33 protein-coding genes are annotated in these 21871 nt (G+C 32.9%); 30 read left to right on the top strand and 3 right to left on the bottom strand.

The window, feature by feature from the left end:
* Positions 1 to 272: 272 nt before the first annotated feature.
* Together ACESZG_RS05475 and ACESZG_RS05470 are read right to left on the bottom strand one after the other, a co-directional pair.
* Positions 273 to 1121 carry a zincin-like metallopeptidase domain-containing protein gene (locus tag ACESZG_RS05475; RefSeq protein ID WP_347044561.1) on the bottom strand — a complete coding sequence of 283 codons (849 nt, stop codon included), beginning with the start codon at positions 1119 to 1121 and terminating at the stop codon, positions 273 to 275.
* 187 nt (positions 1122 to 1308) lie between these two features.
* The gene (locus ACESZG_RS05470; RefSeq protein WP_173720814.1) at positions 1309 to 1566 is read right to left on the bottom strand and encodes a helix-turn-helix transcriptional regulator; all 258 of its coding nucleotides are present in this window, start codon (positions 1564 to 1566) and stop codon (positions 1309 to 1311) included.
* A gap of 351 nt (positions 1567 to 1917) precedes the next feature.
* On the opposite strand from ACESZG_RS05470, the gene ACESZG_RS05465 reads away from it, so the two are divergent.
* The 11 genes from ACESZG_RS05465 (at position 1918) to ACESZG_RS05415 (ending at position 6753) form a co-directional block, all read left to right on the top strand.
* On the top strand, positions 1918 to 2238 hold the full coding sequence (locus ACESZG_RS05465) for a hypothetical protein (RefSeq protein WP_173720815.1): 321 nt from the start codon (positions 1918 to 1920) through the stop codon (positions 2236 to 2238).
* A gap of 101 nt (positions 2239 to 2339) precedes the next feature.
* Entirely contained in the window at positions 2340 to 2546 is a 207-nt protein-coding gene (locus ACESZG_RS05460; RefSeq protein WP_347044560.1) for a hypothetical protein, read from the top strand.
* A gap of 110 nt (positions 2547 to 2656) precedes the next feature.
* Positions 2657 to 3061, top strand: a complete 405-nt coding sequence (locus ACESZG_RS05455) for a hypothetical protein (RefSeq protein WP_347044559.1) — start codon at positions 2657 to 2659, stop codon at positions 3059 to 3061.
* A 192-nt stretch (positions 3062 to 3253) separates the two neighbouring features.
* The gene (locus ACESZG_RS05450) at positions 3254 to 3427 is read left to right on the top strand and encodes a hypothetical protein (protein ID WP_173720819.1); all 174 of its coding nucleotides are present in this window, start codon (positions 3254 to 3256) and stop codon (positions 3425 to 3427) included.
* Between the two features lie 37 nt (positions 3428 to 3464).
* The gene (locus ACESZG_RS05445) at positions 3465 to 3734 is read left to right on the top strand and encodes a hypothetical protein (RefSeq protein ID WP_368210936.1); all 270 of its coding nucleotides are present in this window, start codon (positions 3465 to 3467) and stop codon (positions 3732 to 3734) included.
* Between the two features lie 39 nt (positions 3735 to 3773).
* Entirely contained in the window at positions 3774 to 3953 is a 180-nt protein-coding gene (locus tag ACESZG_RS05440; RefSeq protein ID WP_368210935.1) for a hypothetical protein, read from the top strand.
* Between the two features lie 118 nt (positions 3954 to 4071).
* Entirely contained in the window at positions 4072 to 4236 is a 165-nt protein-coding gene (locus ACESZG_RS05435; RefSeq protein ID WP_368210934.1) for a hypothetical protein, read from the top strand.
* 12 nt (positions 4237 to 4248) lie between these two features.
* Positions 4249 to 5064 carry a DUF6017 domain-containing protein gene (locus ACESZG_RS05430; RefSeq protein ID WP_368210933.1) on the top strand — a complete coding sequence of 272 codons (816 nt, stop codon included), beginning with the start codon at positions 4249 to 4251 and terminating at the stop codon, positions 5062 to 5064.
* 114 nt (positions 5065 to 5178) lie between these two features.
* On the top strand, positions 5179 to 5652 hold the full coding sequence (locus ACESZG_RS05425) for a hypothetical protein (RefSeq protein ID WP_368210932.1): 474 nt from the start codon (positions 5179 to 5181) through the stop codon (positions 5650 to 5652).
* Between the two features lie 83 nt (positions 5653 to 5735).
* The gene (locus tag ACESZG_RS05420; RefSeq protein ID WP_368210931.1) at positions 5736 to 6179 is read left to right on the top strand and encodes a hypothetical protein; all 444 of its coding nucleotides are present in this window, start codon (positions 5736 to 5738) and stop codon (positions 6177 to 6179) included.
* A 19-nt stretch (positions 6180 to 6198) separates the two neighbouring features.
* On the top strand, positions 6199 to 6753 hold the full coding sequence (locus ACESZG_RS05415) for an HNH endonuclease (RefSeq protein ID WP_368210930.1): 555 nt from the start codon (positions 6199 to 6201) through the stop codon (positions 6751 to 6753).
* Positions 6754 to 7578: 825 nt separating this feature from the next.
* Here ACESZG_RS05415 and ACESZG_RS05410 read toward each other — a convergent pair.
* On the bottom strand, positions 7579 to 8007 hold the full coding sequence (locus ACESZG_RS05410) for a hypothetical protein (RefSeq protein ID WP_373217704.1): 429 nt from the start codon (positions 8005 to 8007) through the stop codon (positions 7579 to 7581).
* A gap of 195 nt (positions 8008 to 8202) precedes the next feature.
* Between ACESZG_RS05410 and ACESZG_RS05405 the strand changes: the two genes are divergently transcribed.
* The 19 genes from ACESZG_RS05405 to ACESZG_RS05315 all read left to right on the top strand — a co-directional run bounded on the left by ACESZG_RS05405 (position 8203) and on the right by ACESZG_RS05315 (position 21868).
* Positions 8203 to 8799, top strand: a complete 597-nt coding sequence (locus tag ACESZG_RS05405; RefSeq protein ID WP_368210928.1) for a hypothetical protein — start codon at positions 8203 to 8205, stop codon at positions 8797 to 8799.
* A gap of 40 nt (positions 8800 to 8839) precedes the next feature.
* The gene (locus ACESZG_RS05400; protein ID WP_368210927.1) at positions 8840 to 9025 is read left to right on the top strand and encodes a hypothetical protein; all 186 of its coding nucleotides are present in this window, start codon (positions 8840 to 8842) and stop codon (positions 9023 to 9025) included.
* A 233-nt stretch (positions 9026 to 9258) separates the two neighbouring features.
* Complete coding sequence (locus ACESZG_RS05395) at positions 9259 to 9426, top strand: hypothetical protein (RefSeq protein ID WP_368210926.1); 168 nt, start codon at positions 9259 to 9261, stop codon at positions 9424 to 9426.
* A gap of 239 nt (positions 9427 to 9665) precedes the next feature.
* Positions 9666 to 10730, top strand: a complete 1065-nt coding sequence (locus ACESZG_RS05390; protein ID WP_368210925.1) for a hypothetical protein — start codon at positions 9666 to 9668, stop codon at positions 10728 to 10730.
* A gap of 82 nt (positions 10731 to 10812) precedes the next feature.
* Positions 10813 to 12219, top strand: a complete 1407-nt coding sequence (locus ACESZG_RS05385) for a hypothetical protein (protein WP_368210924.1) — start codon at positions 10813 to 10815, stop codon at positions 12217 to 12219.
* A gap of 314 nt (positions 12220 to 12533) precedes the next feature.
* Positions 12534 to 13076: a Uma2 family endonuclease gene (locus ACESZG_RS05380; RefSeq protein WP_173720832.1), complete on the top strand. Its 543-nt coding sequence runs from the start codon at positions 12534 to 12536 to the stop codon at positions 13074 to 13076.
* An 8-nt stretch (positions 13077 to 13084) separates the two neighbouring features.
* Complete coding sequence (locus tag ACESZG_RS05375; protein ID WP_173720833.1) at positions 13085 to 13300, top strand: hypothetical protein; 216 nt, start codon at positions 13085 to 13087, stop codon at positions 13298 to 13300.
* 36 nt (positions 13301 to 13336) lie between these two features.
* The gene (locus tag ACESZG_RS05370) at positions 13337 to 13549 is read left to right on the top strand and encodes a hypothetical protein (protein WP_243874292.1); all 213 of its coding nucleotides are present in this window, start codon (positions 13337 to 13339) and stop codon (positions 13547 to 13549) included.
* Between the two features lie 193 nt (positions 13550 to 13742).
* Positions 13743 to 15518, top strand: coding sequence for an N-6 DNA methylase (locus ACESZG_RS05365; RefSeq protein ID WP_173720834.1), 1776 nt, complete (start codon positions 13743 to 13745; stop codon positions 15516 to 15518).
* Between the two features lie 507 nt (positions 15519 to 16025).
* The gene (locus tag ACESZG_RS05360) at positions 16026 to 16277 is read left to right on the top strand and encodes a hypothetical protein (protein WP_173720835.1); all 252 of its coding nucleotides are present in this window, start codon (positions 16026 to 16028) and stop codon (positions 16275 to 16277) included.
* Between the two features lie 165 nt (positions 16278 to 16442).
* On the top strand, positions 16443 to 16697 hold the full coding sequence (locus tag ACESZG_RS05355) for a hypothetical protein (protein WP_368210923.1): 255 nt from the start codon (positions 16443 to 16445) through the stop codon (positions 16695 to 16697).
* Entirely contained in the window at positions 16690 to 17739 is a 1050-nt protein-coding gene (locus tag ACESZG_RS05350) for a hypothetical protein (protein WP_368210922.1), read from the top strand. The genes ACESZG_RS05355 and ACESZG_RS05350 overlap by 8 nt, the downstream gene beginning before the upstream one ends.
* A 92-nt stretch (positions 17740 to 17831) precedes the next feature.
* Positions 17832 to 18122, top strand: coding sequence for a hypothetical protein (locus ACESZG_RS05345; RefSeq protein WP_368210921.1), 291 nt, complete (start codon positions 17832 to 17834; stop codon positions 18120 to 18122).
* 20 nt (positions 18123 to 18142) lie between these two features.
* Positions 18143 to 18844: a hypothetical protein gene (locus tag ACESZG_RS05340; protein WP_368210920.1), complete on the top strand. Its 702-nt coding sequence runs from the start codon at positions 18143 to 18145 to the stop codon at positions 18842 to 18844.
* A 77-nt stretch (positions 18845 to 18921) separates the two neighbouring features.
* Positions 18922 to 19566 (top strand): hypothetical protein, encoded by a 645-nt coding sequence (locus ACESZG_RS05335; protein ID WP_025578420.1) that lies wholly within the window; start codon positions 18922 to 18924, stop codon positions 19564 to 19566.
* Positions 19567 to 19583: 17 nt separating this feature from the next.
* On the top strand, positions 19584 to 20351 hold the full coding sequence (locus tag ACESZG_RS05330) for a hypothetical protein (protein WP_368210919.1): 768 nt from the start codon (positions 19584 to 19586) through the stop codon (positions 20349 to 20351).
* A 3-nt stretch (positions 20352 to 20354) separates the two neighbouring features.
* Positions 20355 to 20771, top strand: coding sequence for a cold-shock protein (locus tag ACESZG_RS05325; protein WP_368210918.1), 417 nt, complete (start codon positions 20355 to 20357; stop codon positions 20769 to 20771).
* A gap of 69 nt (positions 20772 to 20840) precedes the next feature.
* Positions 20841 to 21152: a hypothetical protein gene (locus ACESZG_RS05320; protein WP_347044538.1), complete on the top strand. Its 312-nt coding sequence runs from the start codon at positions 20841 to 20843 to the stop codon at positions 21150 to 21152.
* Positions 21153 to 21217: 65 nt separating this feature from the next.
* Positions 21218 to 21868, top strand: a complete 651-nt coding sequence (locus tag ACESZG_RS05315) for a hypothetical protein (RefSeq protein WP_368210917.1) — start codon at positions 21218 to 21220, stop codon at positions 21866 to 21868.
* The last annotated feature ends 3 nt before the right edge of the window (positions 21869 to 21871 follow it).

The raw sequence follows: 21871 nt of genomic DNA, 5'->3' as shown, positions 1-21871 counted from the left end.
CTATACCTGCACACACTGTTATATACTATACTATATAGTATAATGCATATATACTCATGCGCTCATATACTCTGATGCTACCACACCATCACATGATCTGTTATTACTCCATAAAGATATACACATCACACCTGTATATGCGTCACCTTCTGCCATGCCTTATATTATAATATATCATACATATATAATCTGATTCAGAAGCAGGATAGACAACAGCAGACATACGGCAGAAGGACATAAAAAAGAAGCGGTATATTTCAACCGCCTCTGTATCATTTACCAAGGATATAATTGACTGCTTTCTCTGCTCTACTGCTTGCAGATACGATAAACTTGTTATCATTCTTCAAAACCTGTAACCAGTTCTGTATATATGCTGTTGAGTTCTTAAAGGTCTGAGGTGTTTCAATTCCTAACATATTCATGAGTGAAGCACTTCCAATCTCTGCAACTAATTCTTCTTTGCTATAGGTTTCGCTTCCAAAACTTGCAATGGCTCCTGTTTCCAATCTGTCGAGTCTACTTTTATGTCCTGTGCTATGTGTCAGTTCATGAAATGTTGTGCTGTAATACTCATTGATATTTTCATACTGTTCTTTCATTGGTACAACTACTCTGTCACAGGATGGGCTATAAAAGGCTTTATTGCTTGGCAGTTCTTTGAAGTCAAGATGTTCACGATTCACATACATTGTGATGATCTTGTCTGCTTCTTCTATTGGCTCAACCTCTTTAAATGGTACTTCTAAAGGTTTCACACCTTCCACCTGTGAGATATGAAAGACGTTATAATATTTTAATACAGGTATCTTTCTGACTTCCTTTTCTCCTGTCTCTTCGTTTGTTTCTTCTTTCTGGTATATCTTCCAGAATACAACGATTTCTGATTTCTCACCTTTTTTAATATGTCCACCTAAGTCTGACCACTGTTTAAATGTTGCATATGATCCAGAATGTTTCAGAAGAATCTGATTGATAATGCTGTAAGGTTTCTTTGTAATTCTGTTGTATGCTCCTGATCTAACTCCTGTCCAAGGACGTTTCCAAGGGATGTTCCCTTTTTCCAGTTCTGCAATAATTCTATCTGTTACCATTTCATATACATTTTCTTTTGTTGTCATAACTAATAACCTCCATCTTTTGTGCATCTTTTGTTTGGTTCTGTTCTTTTTGATAAGGTTATTATATACCCTAAAGATAGTGATGGTCAATATACAATATCACTAGATTTAGGTATGCTTTTTTATATAAAATGTAACAATATTTAGGGTATAAAAAAAGAAAGAACACATATAAATATGTTCTTTCCTATTTTTTTGCACCTCGTTCTGATGTGTCTGAATATCCTTCTAGGTCTTTCACACATTCAAGTAAATCACCTGGTTGACAATCTAATAACTTACACATTTTGTCTAAAACCTTCATATCTATAGATTCACCATTTAAACCATTGTTTTTAAATATTTTTGTAATGGTTGCTGATCCCAGTATTTTTTCTTGTTTTAATTTATATTGAGAAAAACCATTTTCTTTTAATTTAAGAACTAACTTTTCATAACTAATCATGCACTTCACCTCTATGTAATTTTACCATATATTTATATAAAAATCAACTATACCCTAGACATTGTGCAGAGTGAATAAAACGTGTGCCAAAACATACCCTAAACATTGTGATATTTGTCAATAGACATCACTACATCTAGGGTATATAATAAACTCATCAAATGAAACACAGCAACACACAAGAGCAACAGCGAAGGGTGAAAATGAAGTAGCGAAAGCACACCAGAGACACTCACATAACATTGGATAAGGGTAAGCAAAGATACATAAAGTTATCGAGATTGGTTTAAGACCTGCCAAGGCTGATGCTCCTACAAAAAAAGAAAATCAAATTTCAGGAGGATAAAGAATATGTGTAGAACAATGAAAGAATTACAGACAATCTCAGAAAGAATCTATGAACTTGAACAGAAGAAAGCTAAAAAGAAAAAAGAGATGGATGCTCTTGAAAAAGAAATTAAAGAACTGAAAAGTGAGACTTCTTCCTATATGAAGAAACGTCAGAAAAACGAATTAACAGTTGCAGGTCTGACAGTTCTTTTCACAGCATTTGTAAGATCTTCTTTTGATAAAGATGCATTCATCGAAGAAAACGGTGAAGAAAGCTATAAAAAATATTCAAAGAATATTCCAGTTGAAAGAGTCACTGTAAAAGTTGCAAAGAGTAATTAAATAATGAGTGGTCATAGCCACTATAAACAGGGCTTTAAGCTATGAGCGTTCCCACTCTTACAGGGTGGGAGGTAGTCAAAAGAACAGGAGGACAACAGACAATGACAACAACAAAAATTACAGCCCATACATATGTATGTGAATTACCAGATATGATTCAGAATCAAATTCTTGCAGAATGTGAAGAGACTTTCAAAAGTCTTGCTTTTCCAGTAGACATTGAAGAACAACTTGAAAACGTTAAAGGCTGTAAGATGTGTGACATTGAGGACACAATTGATGTTCAAAAGTATTATACAAGATCATAATCCACTGATGAGTCTTTGAGAATTAAGACGAAACTCCCCATATAAGGGAGTCTGGATAACATAAATCAAATTCGCTGTCCTAACGGCATAACGGGGAGAAAGAGGACTAAATGAAAGCAAAATCAATCAAGACAGTAGAAGTAAAAGAAATCGGAGCCATTAATCTGAATAACATTGAAGCAGTCAATGGGAATCTTCTGGTACATATTCCAATTTCACATGCAAATGAAGGTTTAGAAGATCTTGTGAATAAGTTGTACAAAGACTTTCTTGAGAAGCATCCAGACGTTGACGAAGAAGAAATCTGTGTTGATGTGAATGTACAGTATACTTTCGGTGGATGGATTACAGGGATTAATTCAGATTTTATTCTTGACATTTATCTCTGGCAGGAATCAAACGAGGATGTAGTAGAAGATTACGATGATATTCCGCTTTACTTAGGCGAAGAGGGAACACGTACAGTAAAGAAACTTATCTGGGATGCACTTGGCAAAATGCTTCTGAACATCTAATCATATGGCTGTGCTATCGGCATGACGGGCAAGGAGGACATACAGAAGTGAAAGACAATAAGAAACTTAGAAGAATCACATTGATACTTCTGATTGTAAAGCTTGTATGTGACGTTATATCACTTATTAGCTATCAGAGAAAGGATGATTCAACCAAACATTAACAGATAAGTAACAGGGAGGACGGAAACCATGAGAAGAACAGAAACAGTGATGACCTATGACCAGTGGGAGCGCAGATTTAAGAGACAAGTAAAAAGATATGTCAAGAGGAAATTAAATAGAGCATTTATGTATCTGGTTATGTTCTTCCTGATTACAATGCCTATCTGGATGTTTATAGATTACATCTTGAGAGGGTATTGAAATATATTCCTTCTGGAACATTGGAAAGGAAACAGACATGAGAAAACTTGCATGTAAAAACGGAAACATTGTTTATGTTGGAACGCAGGAGGAAGTCAGAACAATACATCATGCTATGTATCGTGCATGGCTGAAAGATAAAATTCAGATAACACCAACAGGTTATTTTACATATGAACGTATTCGTATTGAGGGATTCAATCTGATTCAGGGGATATTACTTGATAAGAGAGAAGGATATTTTGATCCTATGTCATTTGATGAAATCATGGAAATGTTCATCAATGGAAAATTTAGAACCTATTAGACAGCAATGGAAATAAATCAGAAAGGAAGCGTGAGCAGAATGAGTAAGAAAGACAATAAAGAACTGGAAAATACAAAAGTCACTGGAACATTTGTAGTGGAAACAGATCATGGCATTGTGACTAATATTGCATATAGTGCCATCATGCAGCCGAATGTTAAATTCAGCGGAAAACCTATGAAATGGTTTGATGATACTAAACTGTTAAAGAAGAAGTAAAACGGAAAGCGGTCATTTTTGACCGTTATTCGTTCAGACAACACAACATAAGGGATGGGAAAATATAAGAGCGTGAGAGCCAAATTATTCCAGTAAAGAGCGGAAAGAGTGATGGAAAATGAAGCAGTCACCTAAATATGCAGGAAAATGGGACAAGGATAAAAGAAATCTGAATAGTTACTTTCATTTCAATGATGGAAACTATGCGGAAATAGATGAGTGCGTAGAAAGTTTTGATTTTAGACGTTGGCTCAAGGAAACAGAAATATGTAAAGGAATCTGATAAGAGAATAACATGAGCGAAGATAAGAAACTGAATGAGGTCATCAGAGTGAAGAAACGTCCAAGTAATTTTGTAATGATGGATAAGACATTTCTGGAAGATGATAGATTGTCTTATAAGGCAAAGGGATTATTGGCATATCTGCTCAGTAAACCTGATGACTGGAAGGTGATAGTTGGGAACCTTGTAAACAGTTCTAAGGACGGAAAAGCATCTGTATATGCAGGACTTAAAGAGTTAAAGGAATGCGGATATTACGAGAAAGTACCTGTTAGAAATGAGCAAGGAACCCGTATCATCAGATGGGAAAGTACAGTGTATGAAGTGCCGATTTCTCTACTTACCGATTTTCAAGAAGTAGATAATCAAGATAAAGGAAATCTATATCAAGAAAATCGGGAACGTAATAATAATTATTATACTAATAATAATATTACTAATAATCATAATACCAGTCTGTCTATAAATGATGGGACAAGCCAGTTGAATAAAACGCTTGATGCAATCCATGAGAATATTGGCTATGAGCAGTTTAAGCAGACATATCCAGGTGATATAGGATTGATTGATGAGTTTGTTAATGTGATGCTTGATGTGCTTCTATCTGAGGGTGGTGTGATCCGAATAAACGGGGAAGTAAAGTCAAGGGAACTGATACAAAGTCAGATTGCCAAGTTGGAATATGCTGATGTGGAATATGTCATGATGCAGTTTAAACAGCAGAAAGAGCGTATCAAGAAGAAATCACAGTATATTCTATCCATGCTGTATCAATCACGCTTGGAGAGAAACGCACACTATACAAACTGGGTACAGTCAAATGAGTGAAATCATCACTGTGACTGATACATAAAGATTATTGCAACAATGCAGCAGAGAACATATGGGAGAATAATTGGTGGTATTCTCCCTGTACAATACCATATAGAGAGGAAAATTATCATGAGATCAGAAGATCAGAGAATCATTGAAGAAATCACAAACAAAGCAGTAAAGAATGCATTAGCGGAAATGGAACAGGCAAAACCTAAACCTATAACCACAACATTAGGATATATGAATGTAACATCAGCGGAAATAGATAAATCAAGTGGAATGGAATTTTATATTAATGTTTCAGAAGTATCTGATGCATGGATAGAAGTTATCCAGAGGGCTGTTTATATTGACAAATTTAATAACAAAGAAGCCAACAGATATGGTGCTGATTGGTGTGATGCAGGAGTGAATACATTAATACGTTTACATGTAACAATTAATCCTAGTTGGAAAGTATCTATACGCTTGGAAGTTTACTATGAAGATAAGGAAAAGGATTACATGTTTGGAACAGTATATTTCAAAGTTAACATTGCTGATGATGTTGCATTAAAGGAAATTATTGTTGATGCAATCAGAAGCAGATTGTCTCAGTAAATAAGATAGGAAACAGAGAAACATATACATATGGGAGAATGCTTGACTGTGTTCTCCCCGTACATGAACAGGAGGATTAAGAAATGGCAGTAAAATATCCAGAATTTAATGAATTAAAAAAGGAATCAGCATTTGACTGGTCAGTAAAATCAGAGGGCGAAGATTTTAAAACTAATAAAGCAATTATCAGATTTGATATGTTCACTCAGAACAGAAAAGTAAGCATCTCAAATGATATGAAGAAAGCTATCTTGACACTGTTAAAGAAGTATGTAGATGCAGAACAGACATCATATGCAGATGTAACCATTAATGTAGAGTTGCAGAAGGTATTTGATCGTAATAGCAAGCGGAAACCTAAAACGGAAATCTATTATATTCTGTGCGTAACTGTTAAGAAAATGAATGGCGAAACTTGTAATCTGAAAAATACAATGGAAATTCACAATGTAAAAGGCTCTGGATTATTATATAAATCCTGCAAGATTTATGCATATGATTCGTTGAAACAATTTATTCTTAAATAAAGATGGAGGTGCAGCAGACGTGATTGTATTGACTAACGGACAGCATTATATTACTACGGACGCTTCTGGAAAGATTAAGAAGATACAGGACATTGAGAAAGCACAGACATTCTCTTCATGTAATGTCGCAATGCAAAAAGTGATACACAATCCAAAAAAATGTAAAGGTTTTTTCCCATATGATACAGATGATTTCATGAATGATCCGCTTGCTGATAAAAATGCTACTAAAAAGATAAAAAGAAAAAACTATACTGCTTATGAGAGGGAAATGATTTATCGCAAAGGTAACTGTAAATGTTATCTGTGTGGAAAAGATTTACTACTGTCAGAAATGACATTAGATCATGTAGTGCCATTGGCTAAGGGTGGAGCGGATTGTTTAGAAAATCTAATGCCATGCTGTAAAGAATGTAATCAATGGAAAGCAGATAGCTACTCAGGTGATTTTGGGAATAAGATAAGCAACATATACATGCACCAGATGAATGATAAGATTGGAAATAAGTTCATGTGGAGATTTGTAAAAAGGTATCTGGATAAGCAAATGACAGAGTTATACAGTAGAGCATAGGATCAAGCAATTCATAGTATAATAGCAGGAATTAAAAGCATAGATAATATATATTAATTCATGCCAAAATAGTAGGAAATAAACTATTCTTTGTGATATCTGACAGTATTGCAAGGAATAGTTTTACTACATATGGTATATAGATATGGGATATTATGCAAACTTCGAGAAAAGTCAGTAATAGCAAGGGATTATAGGATATTTCATAGTAAATTAGTAGGAATTAATAAGGCGAAAAAACTGACTGCGTTAAAAATACAATGAAAAACGAAATTAAATACGAACTATTCCACGTAGTATTTGTGTATTGCAGAAAGATAGAAAAAGTGCTGAAAAGCCTTGATTTATAAGGCTATCTGGGATTTTACAGTTTATAAGAAATAGTTTGATAACCAAAGTAAATATCAGGGATTATAGTTCGTGATTAAAATATTTTTGAGTTACAAGAGAGTGACAGTACACAATATATAGTATACAAAACACAAATCATACACAATATATAGCATACCAGAAACGAATTACATACAACATACGCATATAAAACACAAACATCATCCCTGCTGCAACATCAACACATTATTATTCCTGCTTATAATAATTGTCACCAAGTGACAACCGATGTGAAAAAATAGCTCTTCTCCAAATGGAGAAAAGCGAAATAGTAACGTTTTGGTAGTTTTACCAGAACGAGTAAAAGGGTTCTCCAAATGGAGAAACCTTTAAATAAAATTCAGTCAAACGGACAGAATCAGTTACACCAATTCTGGTGGAAGCGATTGAGACAAATCGCCTTTACCAAATTTGGTAAACCTGATTGACTGAAAATCAAGGTGTGACAAAATCGTCATAGGATGATAAGTGGACTTCCCCTAAAATTGGTGTAAGTCCAAGTGAAACAGATTCCCCCAATTCTGGTGGAAACTGTAAATAGCCTTTGCAGATTTCTTCAAAGCCTTTACCAAAATTGGTAAACCCTATTAGTGAACAGTTTTCGCAGATTTCTTCAACAACTGTCGATTCTAAAAATAAAATTGATGTACGTGCTAAATTAGCAGAAACAGCGGGTGTATCAACTGATACATACTTTAAAGGAAAGAAGATATTGGATTCAAATAATGAGAAACTAAAACAAGAAGTTCTTTCAGGTGAAAAGAGCATCAACGCAGGATATAAAGAATTAACTGGAAAAAAGAGAATCAGTATATATAACCGTTTCCAAATTTGGAAACGCTGCATAACGAGAATTGTGATCACATCTGACTCCACAAAACTGTGTAGTGAAACAATATTCAAATCTGAACCTGATTCCCAAATCTGGGAACGCTGCATCAGTTCACAGAAATACTATAGCAGTCATTCTATGAACAAATAACAACCATAGCATCACCAAAAGAGAAGAATCTATATAGGAAACTATTAACTATCCAACAGAACAGGAGAATACAAAATATGAAATTGATTGACGGAACTGTAAAATTAAATAAAAAAGTTATTACCAGTACATTCCTGTTACATGATGCTATATTGGCGTATACAGGTTTATGTATAGCAAGGTCACAACTTGATAAACAATATTGCTTGTGTATTTCCATAGAGGATATAGCACATTATTTAGGATTCAAAAAAATTAAGTGGTATGCATTGCATAGAATCAGTAGAGGATTGAAAAATCTACAAGAAAACAACATTATTACAGTTGACGAACCTAAAAATAAAAAAAGGTTAAGACATCATTACAAAGAGAAACTATTTCCTAGGTTAGAAAATTATTATTTATACGAAAAAGAATTATATGCAAAATCATATATTGATATTCCGATATCATCTATTAATATCCTTATGTATTCAAATGAGAAAGTAAAAGAATGTATTCCGTTACTCAGATACTTTATTGTCCTTATTGGAGCAGGTGGATATTATGCATCTGACAGAGAAAGGCTTACTCATCAATATGCAGGAATCTTATCACCAGAAATTTGTCATAGATATAATCAATTTTTGGAGAATATAGGAATAATACAAAAGGATGCTTCTTCTGATATGTGATTAAGGAAAACTTGGAAAGCGGATCAAGGAATTGGAAAGATTGTATGGAATTAAAGTTGGAAAACCTAATTACGAAAAAAATTCGCAATTAAAGACCCAAGAGCATTTAGCTTCAGATATGGGAATGGATGTCCGTACCCTTCAAAATTACAAACTTCTTGCAGACATGATTCCTGAAATCAAGAACAATTGGACAATTTGTCCAGTACTGGATTTCAGTATGTGACATTTTGTCAAGCACTCAAACAGTATTCACACTAGATGGTAAAAACTATATCTGTATTCGCCCTAATGGAGAATACTATAACAGGTTATCGTCATTCACAACGAAAACTATATAGGTATTCGTCCTGATGAAGAAAAACATATATATCATTAACCATAAAAGGCGAACGTTCTTCATAAGGAAGAACCATACAACCAATAACACCACATTATAATAGGAAAGGAAACCGAACTATGAAAGATTCTATTGTAATATTTTCCGCTACAAGAGCAAGACAATTATTAAAAGCAGGATTTCAGATTATTGATATCAAGCCTGATCGTAAAGATAAAACACATATGAGATCAGTATTTGTATTTCGATATGATGAGAGAATACAACAATATCTGGAGGAAATGTGATATGTAAATATCAAAACAAATCAAAAAATATCAAAGTTTTACTCTTTAGAGTATGTAAAATATTATCTATTACTTATTATTATCTATTACTTATAAGTCTTACAAATGTATTGATTTTTATATGGGGTTTGTTAGTGGGGTTACTAACAAACCAAATCAAAAAAGTATGACTTTTGTTAGTCTAGGAAAATCTTAAAAAATACCCGTAAACTACAATTCAATAAAAGGAGCACAAACGGATGAAAAATGTAGTCTTTTTAAACAAAGCAATCGTAACCAGTCAAGACTTATCTCACAATGCTATCTTGGCTTATGTAGGACTTCGCATGATTATGAGTCGTGATGTCTTGTTATTTGGTGAAGAATCTACTATAGCACCTGTCTCATTGGCAAGGATAGCTTATGAACTAAACGAATCAGATAATGTTGAAAAATCTTTGATGGATGCGATTAAAAGTGGTCTTATGGAACTTAAAGAAAACCATTGGATAACATTAAAGGATTTCTGCAAAGAATATCTGGTGGATTTCTCAAAGCTAAAAATTGATACATCAAAGGAATTTTTTATTAGAGTAGAAAACTCTGAGATAAAAGTTATTATGTCCTCCGGGGAACAGACAAGGAAAAAGATTCCATTGCTGAGATATTTTCTTGCATTGATTAGTACATTCAATCATTCCGATTATATGGGAGAAATGTCTGGTAAGGTTGGCGGTATGTCAATAGATTACATAGCAAATCAAGCTTGTATTAATAATCAGATGACTTGCATCCGCTACAATGAAACCTTAGAGAAGTTACATCTGATTTATGTATATAGAAGCAATGATAAAATCAAATTTGATAATAGCTTGAAGCAAATCAATAATTGCTACAGTAGATATAAGGATCGTGACCTGTGTATCAAATTCGCAACAGATTATGAGAATCTATACGGATATGCTCATACTATTATAAAAACAAAGAAACGTAAAGATGAAGCGGATAACAATAGGCGGTATGCTGCATATTACAATCAGATATGTATGGGAACTGAATATTCTATTGAAATAGTGCGTCAAGTTAAAAAGTATATTCATAATAAGAACACATACTTGCAATCTGAAATTGATAATAAATATACTCCAAAGCGCAGTACACCATTATCATATAGTGAGCGAGAATATGTTGAAAAATTAAAATCTCAATTCAGGGATGAAGCACCGATTGATAAGCTTCTGGAATCGTTGGGAATCACAGCGGAACAATGGGGAGAACCTGATCCACTGGATGAGAGTGAGGATTTGTCAGAAGAAATCGTATGAATATATATAATATAATCTGTTGTATGGATGCTCTCAACATGGTACTATAATAAATAGATAATAGTATCGGGGGAACATACAAATGAAAGAGCTTATAGATTTTTTACAAAGAGAATTTTCAGATGATGCAAAAGAAATACAGACAGATTTACAACACATATACAATTGCATGGATAAGGTACATTCAGAAGTTGATAAGAGATTGCCTACTATTAAGGGAGATTATACCAAAATTGGAGAATATTATGCAATGGGGCAAGAACTAAAACAGATTAAGGAAAAGATAAAAGAGATATGCGATTTATTTCCTGAGTCTGAGAGAGCAGGTGCTATAGATATACCAAAAGAATCAGAAATAATGCCGGAGAAGTTGTCAGAAGTAGATGTACCAGAAGAATCTCTTATAGATAAAGATGAAGAGGATGAGATATCTGCAAAAGGCGGGAGAGTTAATTATGCTAATTATAGAGTAGATGATACAGTTCCGCATTTTTTATCAGAAGATTTTACGCATAAAAGACCTGTAGCATTTGAATTTGACGGTACTCAATATTCAGTTAAGGACTGGAAACAGTTTTTACTGATGATTTGTGAAATTATGTATAATAAGAATCATGCACAATTTGAATCTATTGTTATGGAAAAAGATATGCAGGGAAAAACAAGAGCATATTTTTCTAATAATAAAGAAGTATATACGGCGATGTATGATGGAAGAAAAATTTCCAATAGTAATATATATATTGAAACAACACATAGTGCAAATACAATATGTGACATTGTTAGCATATTATTTAGAAAGTATCGTATTCCTTATGCTGCGCTACAGATATATTTAAAAGCGGATTATACACCGTTACATCAAGCAGAAACAGAGAGTAAACCTGATAACAATAGATCAGTAACTACGAAAATTGATTCTAAATCAAGTACAAAATCTAATCCAGATGATTATAGATTTATAAAAGATTCATATGTGAAACAATCTGATCCTGCAATGAATGGATTATCTCAGAGAATGGGAACACCTTCTCATTTAGAATATTTGCATATGAAAGAAAATGATACAAAACGTCATAAGAGCAGATGTATAGAGTATGATAACAAGAAAGACATTTGTATGTGTACAGATTCAGCAAATTATTTATTGAAATGTGGTGGATCAAGTCACTGTAAATATTATAGGGAAGAAACATTAATAAAAAATGATGATACGGAATCTACTATAAAAAAGAAACCAGTAATAAAAGTAATTCCAAAGAATGATATAAAACTGTGTCCTGTATGCAAAATTGGAACTAAAAAGGAATCATTAATTGTTAATTATTTGGAAAATGGGAAGAACAAACGGAACTTGTTGACATCATATCATTGTGAAGTATGTAAATCTTCCTATATTCCAGATTCTTTATATCGTACTTATACAGCGCATAAAGATAAGAACAATATAGATGTGGAATTTGTAATGGAACAGGTAGCACAACAGTAGGATAACGGAAGGGAACTAAAACAGTCATCCGTATAACCATCCCCGTCCTTCACAGAATCAATTCTATGCTGAAATTCCTTATATATAGCCTTAAATTCTGGACGAAAACCATCTACCCTAACAACTTTACCCTTGAAGCATTATCGTTGAAATTTGATGGTTATTTTATTAATATATTGTGAAGAAATGGGTATAAGATGACTGCTGCTGTACCGATATCTATATCTGTTTTGTCAGAAGCAGAAAAATAAGTTGCTGAATAGGTATCATCTATATTATAATATGTTTATAGCAAAACACTGGGAGGTGATAATATGCCATTACTTAAAGAAGAAACTTATACTATAGATGATATATATGCATTACCAGAGGGAGAAAGAGCAGAACTGATTGATGGTCATATTTACTATATGGCTCCACCTAGTAGAAAACATCAGGAGATATCAGGGGAATTGTATGCAGATATTAAAGAGTATATTCGTTCTCATGGTGGACGATGTAAAGTATATGCAGCACCGTTTGCTGTATATCTGGATGAAAGAAGTAATACCTATGTAGAGCCAGATATTTCTGTTATCTGTGATCCAGATAAGCTTGATGACAAAGGATGCAAGGGTGCGCCTGACTGGATTATTGAGATCGTATCACCGGCAAGTAAACAGATGGATTATTATACAAAATTATTCAAATACAGGAATGCAGGAGTACGTGAATATTGGATTGTTGATCCATCGAAAAATCTGATCGTCGTATACAATTTTGAACAAGGTGAGACGGAACAATATACCTTACAGGATTCTGTCAAAGTGGGAATTTATGATGATCTTGTGATTGATTTCGGAAGTATAGAATTATAAGTGATAATATGGCAAAACGTGTAAAAGAATATATGAATGCAGTAATTGAAACATTACAGACAAAATATAATATGACTGAAATTGAAGCATACAAGGCTGTGAAATCATCTTTTTTGTATGACTCATTGTTATATTATGTAGATGAAACCATACATGATGATATTGAAATGAATGCAGATTTCGTATATGAGGATTATAATAATCCAGAATTGAAAATGATGTAAGTAGCAGAATGTGAGATTCTATTAGAGGATTAACATATGAGTAAGCTTTTTGGTAGTGCAATACAGGGACTATTAGAAACTGTTGCAATTGAAAAAGGTAGAATTGCTTCAAAAGAAGTAATCAGAGAAGCACCAAACAGTGAGACTATATCAGCAATTAATGAAGTACAACAGATGAAGCAGAATTCTTCTCTTGGAAAATCATATACAGATATAGACGGGATGATGAAAGATTTATTGTCATATTGAAAAAATCCATTAATAATCTGATTGCTTGAATAATGTAATCATAATTTAATATGAGACAGCATGAAAGCCCTCGGGAGTTAATCCTGGGGGCTTTTGGTAGTTCGTTGATACACAAAATAGGTTATTAATAACCTTGACTTTGAAAGCGTATAATTGTATTCTTAATGTATATGATATGAAATGGAGAAAAGATATGGATAATACGAAAAAAATATATATGGCTTGTGACATTATAAGAGAATATGTACCCTATAACACTGGACATATTGTTATAGATGCAATTGCTTTACTTTTATTAGTTGAAAAAGAAAATATTGCGTTAGATCAAATTTCTCTCTCTATACTGCACAGTTCCCAACATAACGATAATGGATTGTATCGTGAGTTGAGTTCAGAAATTATAAATAAAAATATACCTATTCCTGTTATGGATAAATTATTCTATCTTTTAATGGAATATACTAAAGAAGAATTAAAAAAATGTGCGGATATTTTACAGGATAATATCATATTTCCACCCAATATATATAATATCCCTTCTGCAAAATGGATAAATGATTTAATTGTAAAAATTTTTAAAGAAAACAAAGGAGATATTTTATTAAATTTAGATAGCAGTTCTGGAAGATTTTTGACTATTGCACATGATTCGAATATTGCAAAAAAGTATATAGGATATACATTTATATATGAAGAATATATTACTGCAAAAGCCTATGTATATATAAAAGAATTTGATGAGTCTAATTCCTATAAAACAAGGATTAGTATATATGATCAGAATTTCAAAGATAACTTATTCTTAAATAAATATGATATGATCTATACAATAAATCCATTTGGAGTAAGACGTGGATTATTTCATGACGATGTTAATGAAATGTATCATATGTTACACTTATCTACAGATGATAAATATTTCAAATCACATGTAGAAAGATACTCTTTAAGTATGCTTGGTATAATTAATGGTCTGCAAATATTAAGCTCTAATGGTATTCTTGGTGCATTAATTCCAGATGGAGGATTATTTAACTGTACAGATAAGGATATAAGAAAGTACTTAATTGAAAAGAATTATTTAGATACAATAATATTCTTACCTGGTGGAATTATACCGGGTACAGGTGTGAATTGTTCATTATTAATTGCAAAGAAAAATAGAGATTCAAAGAAACATATTAAAATGATAAATGCTAGAGAGCTTTATGAAAGAAAAAGAAGACATTTAGAATTTACAGAAGAAAATATTGAACAAATCTTTGAATGGTATAAAAGTGATACGGTTAATGAAAATGTAATATTTGTAAGCAAAGAAGAGATTGCGGAGCAAAATTACAATTTTGAATTTACCATATATATAAAGAGACATATCTTAGAAAATGCAACAGCATTAGGTAGTGTTACTGAAAACATTTTTCGAGGATATCAGATTACCGCAAAGGAATTGGATGAGATAGTGTCATTAGATAAAAATGAAACACAATTTTATATAGTAAATGTATCTGATGTTCAACCAGAAGGATATATTGTAAGTAATCTTCAAGGTATTAGATCAGATGTGGGTGATAAATTAAGTAAGTATTATTTAGAAGATGGTGATTTGATTATTACTGCAAAAAATTCAATTGTAAAAACGGCTGTTTATAAAGCGGAAGATAATAAAAAGATTATTCTGACTGGTAATCTTATTGTGATTCGTTTAGATAAGAATAAATGTGATCCTTATTATCTACAGGCGTTTTTAAATAGTGAGGATGGACAGAATGAAATAAAAAGCATTCAAACAGGTACTACGATAAAGGTTATAAATCCTAAAAGACTAGAAGAAATGATGATTCCTCTAAAAGTTATAGAAGATCAAAAGAAGATTGCTGCATTATGTAAAAAAACAATACAGGAAATTCAAGACTTGAAGAATACTTTATATGTGAAAACAAAGAGTCTTGGAACAATATACAAAAGATAGGTTTTTAAAAACCTAAAATAGGTATTGCAAAACCTATTTCTATGTGCTATAATTCAGAATGTAAACAAGATACAGAGCAGTACAGAGTAACATAACTGCTCTGTTGATGGGATAACAGACACATTGGAACAGGTAAACGGAACTTAATCAAATCGTAACATTATAGGTTGACACAAACGAATGTTCGGGTGTATAATGATGTTACGGATAAAAAGAAAGAGACAACGGTATTTGGCGATACCATCATCTCTATCTTATAGGATGAGTTCTAAACTCAATCCAGTATGTATTGTACAGGCATCACGAATGAAGTCTATACTTTTCCTTAGACAAGAATAAGTATATCATTAATTTCATTTTTGTGCAAGTCTGCACAATTTATTTCCCATAAAAAAATTTAAGAGCGGCGAGATATGACAGGTAAGCTATGTACTTTTGTACATTTGCAGATCGGTTTATTTCCTGCACCCAAATGTACTATGAAAACTGAATAACAGGAGGATCATTATGATTAACGCTGAGAAAATCGTTTTCGAGAAGCAGAACTACTATACTCCTTCATGGAGTGGTGTGACTACGGTAAAGATTCTTGAAGTATTACCCAAGGGGAAAGTACGCGTAAAAGCAGGTGAATCTATATTTGTACGTTCTATACAGTATATGTTCAATACTGCTAAAGATGCAAATACAAGCCGTAGAGCATGGGAGAGTTTTGAGAGAAAACGCAAGAAATCTGCAAAAAAGAACAAAAAGAAGTGATAATTTGAAACTTGGATTTCATCTTGATTATATGGATGAAATCAAAAATTTTTACCTTTCAGTGGTCAGTTATACAACACTATTGAAATTGTATTACCATCCTATAGCACACTATGGACTAACTAATAAACAGGAAAGTGATAAATACGGGAGGTGATTTATCAAATGAACAGATTGGGTTATGTGATTCTAAAGATTTTGAAAAAGAAAAACTGTACCAGTCATTTTCACAGCATGACATTACAGGAAATCATGGAAATGTCAAAATCATGCAGAACAACAACTTCTCGAAAAATAAAAAAATTACGAGAGCAAGGATATGTAGAGCGTGGATGCGGAGATTGGCAAGCATACACATACTACATCACAGAAAAAGGCTTGAAATTAATAAAGAATGAAGAGGAGAACGAACATGCTTAAAGATTCAACGGCAGTTATTGGTTTAGGTTTAGGCGGTATGACTGTAACTTATGAGTTCCAGGAGAGAAATTATCTTACATATTCGGTAAACGGATCAGAACAAGATATTAAAAGTATTCCTAATGCTAAAAATAGTATGAGGCTTGAAGGATATGACGGTCTTGCAGGAAATAGAGAGCTTGCCTATGAAGCGTTAAAACGTAACAAGCATATATTGAAGAAACTTAAAGAAATAGAGAAAAAAATCAATATTGTGATTGCTTCTGGAGGCGGTTCATCAGGATCAGGATGTATTACATTTGTAAGTGAAATTCTGGTGCAAAATCCAGATAAAATTGTTGTTCCAGTAATTCTTATGCCAAGACAAGATGAGTCAATTCAGAAAAGACTGAATGCGTATAACGTAGCAAAAGAACTTATGCAGATTGAAGAACTGGGTGCCATCATCTTTGTAAATAATGAAGCTTACTCAGATTTGAAAAAGATTAATACGATTCTGGTAAATATGTTGGATGCGTTTTTAAGTGATACTTCCTATTCCAGTGGATCAAACTTTGATGATTCTGAAAAGATGAAGATGCTGAAAGATAACGGTGCATTTGTGATCGCTATGTTATCTGATAAAAATTCAGAGAATAACAAGGTAACTACGTCTGATATGGTAAAAGCATTAACTGTAAAAAATATTTTTCTTCCTATCAATGCAGATGGTATTGTTGGAAACCTTGGAATCATCAATCAAGGCAAAAATAAGATTGACGAGCATGAAATTGAAAAAGCTATTGGTGTTCCAGAGAACATTTTTACAGGATCTAATGGAGCGGTCAATATAGCCTGTGCATCAGGATTATCTTTTCCAGTTGAATATATTAAAAAACTTGGTAAAGATGCTTCGGATGAACAACGTGCTAGGCTCAATCGTAGACAATCTTTAACTCTACTTGATGATTTAGAAGAGATTAAAAGTCCAGTTGTTCCAGATAATAAGTCAGTAAGTAAGCGTAAACGTACAAGTCTGGAATTATTGGAAGGGTTAGATTGAGAAGTTACGAACAACTATGAACAAGTAACAGATAGGGAATATACAAGTAACCTATAACAAAACAACAAGTAAGAACACAGGAGGATATAGTAATGGGAAATCTTTATATCACAGTCGAGGAATTTATGAAACAGATTGGCAGTTCACACGTAGATATTGAGCCAAGTGTATACGGTGGTGCTGCAATGCAGATAAGTAATGCAAGCGTTTCCTATGATGATGAAGAAGAGGAACTGACATTTTATTATGGATGTAATGCAAGTTTGACACTTAAAACATATTGTATTGACAGTATCACACCTGTAAATGATGAATGCTATTTTATTACTTTAGAAGAGAATGAAATGAGATTCACAGTAACAAAGACACCAGAAATTAAATAATTTATACGGAGGGTAAGAGCATGAACAGAGCAGAGAGAAGAAAAGCAGCGAAAGAGCAGAGAAACAATAATATAGGAAGAAACACCAACAGCAAGCACAATTTTGTTGATATGGGAAAGTGGGATATCCCAATAAATGAATTAAAACAGGATGAGAATCTGAAAGATCCTAACGCAGATCCAGAAGTTATGGAATTATTCAACGAAGTTTATACCAAATGGATGGGAAGTACATTGGTCAAGAATCTATATTCCAAAGTGCTTATTACACTGGGAATGGAGTATCTGGACACTTTGACATCATTGAAATTTGACCTGATTCCGATGGAAGATAGAGTCTATGTCAGAGATACAGTGTACCATATGGCAAATACTTGTAATTTCTTTATGGGTGCGTGTGCCGATGGTCTCAATAAATCATTACAGGATTATATTGATGATTGTCACAAGGCAAATAGAAGAGAGGTTGAACTTCCTTCCATAATTAACACAGGGCTTGAATTTCAGACATTACCAAAGGCAGAACAGATTGATGATATGTATGCTGATTTTCTTGTAAAGCATGCGAATGAACTTGATCCATATCTGATACTGATAAAGCCTTCTGAAATCAGAGGTGATGAAGAGTATGTTTGCAAAGTTCTTACAATGATTGTGAATCAGTCAATCAAACTGGATAAAGAGATTGAGATTCCATCACGTAAATATGTAGTGGAACTTTAAGACACACAGAGAAATATATATCAATATCAGTGGATGGAGTTGCATCTGTCCACTGAGAGAAAGGAGAGCTATGTAGTATGAATGATAATAAAATGATTACTCAGTCAAGAATTATTGAAGAGTATGGATGGACGAAAAGTTTAATCAGTAAATTTCTTCCAGATCCAGTATTGAAAGCGAATCCTCATTATAGAAAGGCTGCTCCTATGAGATTGTGGGATGAAGATACCGTTAAGCAGGTAATGACAACATCAGAATTTCAAGATGCTATGGAGAAAGCTAATAAGCGTAAGAAATCAGCAAGTAAAGCAGTCGAAACTAAGTATAGCAATATGAATCATAGTGTTCAGTTGTTTATAGATTCAATTACTATAAAAGTTTTATCGGATGAAGAATTAAAGACTAAGGCACTAAAAGCAAAACAAGAGTGGTATCAATGTCATCCATGTTCTTTAAATGGTGATTGGATTGATGAGCCATATATGAAAAATGCTTATACAGCCGATGAAGAAACTATCAATCGTTGGATTGTAAACTATATCAGACATAATTTGGTAAGTTATGATAATTTTCTTGGCAGTATTGATGGAAAAGTAGGATCAGTAGAAGCTTATCCAGAAGTTAAAATTGCGGTACTTGAAAAAATTGCTAATACATATCCGAAATATAAGGATGAATGTGAGAGACAGATATTTTTTGTTGATTTCAATGCGGATAGATAAAAGGAGAATCAATTCATATGAATGAAAAATTTCGGGCAATTGGATTAGATACGGAAGATAAAATTACAGAGTTCATTGATTATATTGATGATTTGGAAGATACCGAAGAAATTAAAAGTGATGTTTATGGATTCTTTGAGGAAGAGTCATCGTACAATGAGAATCATATACCTGCTTATGTTGTAATGACAAAATATAAAGGCAAATATATCGTTTGGGTTGAAGATCAATGCTGCGATTTTGCTATAAGTTATCCACCATATAATTTGTGCGATATATTTTCAACCTATGATGAAGCTAACGAATATTATAAGTCATTGGCACATTCTGGAATTAAGCCTTTAAGTGAACAAGTAGAAGAGTGTAAGAGCCAACTCATAGATGAAGTTGATCTTAGAGTGTCAACAATGGTGCCGAATGTTCTTAATATTAAGGTGTGGTATAAAAACTGTTTAATTATTGAACATCTGACAAAGTTTGATGTTCAGTATATCAACAATGCAATAACTATGTTTAATGATTTTTGCGAAGAAAGAGACATAAACATTTGCAAGATATATAAAAACAGAAACAATCTTAATTATCAAAGAGAATATGTTGTTGAATGTCAAAAGAAAAATGAAGATGCAATTCACATATATCATATACATATTCCAAGCGTTTATCAAGGGCGGGTACGATGTGCAATTGATTTATTGAACAATGCAAAAGTGGTGGAATCGGGATGTGTAATTCCATCTTCCAATTGCCAGATATATTATTCGATAAGAAAAGGGGAGAACTAACAAATGTACGGAACTGTTAAATATTACAATCAGCAAAAATGCTACGGATTCATTGGTACAAGTGATGGGAAGGAGTATTTCTTTCATATCAGCGGTCTGAATAAGAACTACGGCGGTAAACCAAATGCTGATGACAACGTAGAATTTAAGGTAAGTGAGCCAAATGATAAAGGATCAGTGTGTGCATATAATGTAAAGCCAATTCTCACATTAAACATGGTGCGCAAGGCATTAGGTAAAGAGCATCTTCATCTGAAATCAATGAAAGATGAATACGGCAATAGACGTTGGCTTGTGCTGGATGATAACAATGCTATTCAAACATCTGATAAGGGTATGTCACTTGAAGAAGTTTGGGATTATGTAAATGATTGTCAAGAATTATTAGATGATAGCATGAAATATCCATGTGGATGTTAGGTGTCACCGAAGTCGCAGAATATGCAGGATTTGAAATTGTAAGAGAATAAGAAAAGGAGAACTAAAATTATGTCAAAAAGTATTATGAGTGGAATTATGAAAGAAACAGGTAAAAAACTTGAGAAAGATATTGCTAAGAAGCTTAGTGGCTCATGTGGTAAATACTATAACGGTAATAAAAAGCTTCAGAGCATGATTTCCAAAGAAGATTTTGCCAATGTTATTAAAAATGTCAACGTGAGTTTTAGAAATGGGAATCTGAACGTATCAGTAAATCCAAAAGATGAAGATGCTGTTTCTGGTGACGATAAGAAGAAATTTGATGACTTATGCAATAAATTTTTTGAACAGGCGGTATCTGAATATTTTGCAGAGAACTAATCAGAAATTGTGACAGAGAAATAAGTAGCATAAAGATATATTGAGTAAAAAGGAGATTAGAAATTATGTCAGAAAAAATCGTAGCAGGTATTGGACTAATCATTGATAATCAGGAAATCGAAAAATGTATTACTGAGAAATTTAAAGCTTCATCTGATACATATTACAGAAATCATAAAAAGATTCAGAATATGATTTCTGAGAAAGATTTTATCGAAGTGATAAATCATGTAAGTGTCAGATTTGACAATGAAAATATGTTTATATGTATCAATTCAAAAGGCTTAGACCTTATTGAACCAGAGCATAGAGCTAGAATTATTGAAGCATGCTATGAATATTTACATAGAATTGCTTCGGAATATTTTAATCTTGGCATTGATACAGGAAACAATGCAAGAGATTTAACCAAAGAAAAGACAATAGAAATCATTTCCGAAGAAACACGTGCAAGTCAAGATATATCTAAACATGTAGTAAATGCTGTAGCAGAGAATTTGGATGCTTTAAGCAAAGGTGAAAATCCGAATACATATGTGACAAATATTTTCGGAGACAGTTTGAAAGATACCACATATGAGGCTGCAATTGAGATTATTGCTAACAAGTGGACTGATCTCACTAAGAGTGAAAAATCAATTCTTGCGGAAGAATTAGGTGGAGTACGAAATAAAAGTTATGTAATAGCCTTATTTGGCCATGTAACAGAGAATTAACTA

Source organism: Blautia sp. Marseille-P2398 (assembly GCF_964240315.1).
Lineage (GTDB): Bacteria > Bacillota > Clostridia > Lachnospirales > Lachnospiraceae > Blautia_A > Blautia_A wexlerae.
This window is presented reverse-complemented; position numbering and strand designations above follow the sequence as displayed.

What these genes read in the sequence shown, in the direction of transcription:
- ACESZG_RS05475 (WP_347044561.1), bottom strand. Translation starts at nt 1,121, where the DNA reads ATGACAACAAAAGAAAATGTATATGAAATGGTAACAGATAGAATTATT.
- ACESZG_RS05470 (WP_173720814.1), bottom strand. Translation starts at nt 1,566, where the DNA reads ATGATTAGTTATGAAAAGTTAGTTCTTAAATTAAAAGAAAATGGTTTT.
- ACESZG_RS05465 (WP_173720815.1), top strand. Translation starts at nt 1,918, where the DNA reads ATGTGTAGAACAATGAAAGAATTACAGACAATCTCAGAAAGAATCTAT.
- ACESZG_RS05460 (WP_347044560.1), top strand. Translation starts at nt 2,340, where the DNA reads ATGACAACAACAAAAATTACAGCCCATACATATGTATGTGAATTACCA.
- ACESZG_RS05455 (WP_347044559.1), top strand. Translation starts at nt 2,657, where the DNA reads ATGAAAGCAAAATCAATCAAGACAGTAGAAGTAAAAGAAATCGGAGCC.
- ACESZG_RS05450 (WP_173720819.1), top strand. Translation starts at nt 3,254, where the DNA reads ATGAGAAGAACAGAAACAGTGATGACCTATGACCAGTGGGAGCGCAGA.
- ACESZG_RS05445 (WP_368210936.1), top strand. Translation starts at nt 3,465, where the DNA reads ATGAGAAAACTTGCATGTAAAAACGGAAACATTGTTTATGTTGGAACG.
- ACESZG_RS05440 (WP_368210935.1), top strand. Translation starts at nt 3,774, where the DNA reads ATGAGTAAGAAAGACAATAAAGAACTGGAAAATACAAAAGTCACTGGA.
- ACESZG_RS05435 (WP_368210934.1), top strand. Translation starts at nt 4,072, where the DNA reads ATGAAGCAGTCACCTAAATATGCAGGAAAATGGGACAAGGATAAAAGA.
- ACESZG_RS05430 (WP_368210933.1), top strand. Translation starts at nt 4,249, where the DNA reads ATGAGCGAAGATAAGAAACTGAATGAGGTCATCAGAGTGAAGAAACGT.
- ACESZG_RS05425 (WP_368210932.1), top strand. Translation starts at nt 5,179, where the DNA reads ATGAGATCAGAAGATCAGAGAATCATTGAAGAAATCACAAACAAAGCA.
- ACESZG_RS05420 (WP_368210931.1), top strand. Translation starts at nt 5,736, where the DNA reads ATGGCAGTAAAATATCCAGAATTTAATGAATTAAAAAAGGAATCAGCA.
- ACESZG_RS05405 (WP_368210928.1), top strand. Translation starts at nt 8,203, where the DNA reads ATGAAATTGATTGACGGAACTGTAAAATTAAATAAAAAAGTTATTACC.
- ACESZG_RS05395 (WP_368210926.1), top strand. Translation starts at nt 9,259, where the DNA reads ATGAAAGATTCTATTGTAATATTTTCCGCTACAAGAGCAAGACAATTA.
- ACESZG_RS05390 (WP_368210925.1), top strand. Translation starts at nt 9,666, where the DNA reads ATGAAAAATGTAGTCTTTTTAAACAAAGCAATCGTAACCAGTCAAGAC.
- ACESZG_RS05385 (WP_368210924.1), top strand. Translation starts at nt 10,813, where the DNA reads ATGAAAGAGCTTATAGATTTTTTACAAAGAGAATTTTCAGATGATGCA.
- ACESZG_RS05380 (WP_173720832.1), top strand. Translation starts at nt 12,534, where the DNA reads ATGCCATTACTTAAAGAAGAAACTTATACTATAGATGATATATATGCA.
- ACESZG_RS05375 (WP_173720833.1), top strand. Translation starts at nt 13,085, where the DNA reads ATGGCAAAACGTGTAAAAGAATATATGAATGCAGTAATTGAAACATTA.
- ACESZG_RS05370 (WP_243874292.1), top strand. Translation starts at nt 13,337, where the DNA reads ATGAGTAAGCTTTTTGGTAGTGCAATACAGGGACTATTAGAAACTGTT.
- ACESZG_RS05365 (WP_173720834.1), top strand. Translation starts at nt 13,743, where the DNA reads ATGGATAATACGAAAAAAATATATATGGCTTGTGACATTATAAGAGAA.
- ACESZG_RS05360 (WP_173720835.1), top strand. Translation starts at nt 16,026, where the DNA reads ATGATTAACGCTGAGAAAATCGTTTTCGAGAAGCAGAACTACTATACT.
- ACESZG_RS05355 (WP_368210923.1), top strand. Translation starts at nt 16,443, where the DNA reads ATGAACAGATTGGGTTATGTGATTCTAAAGATTTTGAAAAAGAAAAAC.
- ACESZG_RS05350 (WP_368210922.1), top strand. Translation starts at nt 16,690, where the DNA reads ATGCTTAAAGATTCAACGGCAGTTATTGGTTTAGGTTTAGGCGGTATG.
- ACESZG_RS05345 (WP_368210921.1), top strand. Translation starts at nt 17,832, where the DNA reads ATGGGAAATCTTTATATCACAGTCGAGGAATTTATGAAACAGATTGGC.
- ACESZG_RS05340 (WP_368210920.1), top strand. Translation starts at nt 18,143, where the DNA reads ATGAACAGAGCAGAGAGAAGAAAAGCAGCGAAAGAGCAGAGAAACAAT.
- ACESZG_RS05335 (WP_025578420.1), top strand. Translation starts at nt 18,922, where the DNA reads ATGAATGATAATAAAATGATTACTCAGTCAAGAATTATTGAAGAGTAT.
- ACESZG_RS05330 (WP_368210919.1), top strand. Translation starts at nt 19,584, where the DNA reads ATGAATGAAAAATTTCGGGCAATTGGATTAGATACGGAAGATAAAATT.
- ACESZG_RS05325 (WP_368210918.1), top strand. Translation starts at nt 20,355, where the DNA reads ATGTACGGAACTGTTAAATATTACAATCAGCAAAAATGCTACGGATTC.
- ACESZG_RS05320 (WP_347044538.1), top strand. Translation starts at nt 20,841, where the DNA reads ATGTCAAAAAGTATTATGAGTGGAATTATGAAAGAAACAGGTAAAAAA.
- ACESZG_RS05315 (WP_368210917.1), top strand. Translation starts at nt 21,218, where the DNA reads ATGTCAGAAAAAATCGTAGCAGGTATTGGACTAATCATTGATAATCAG.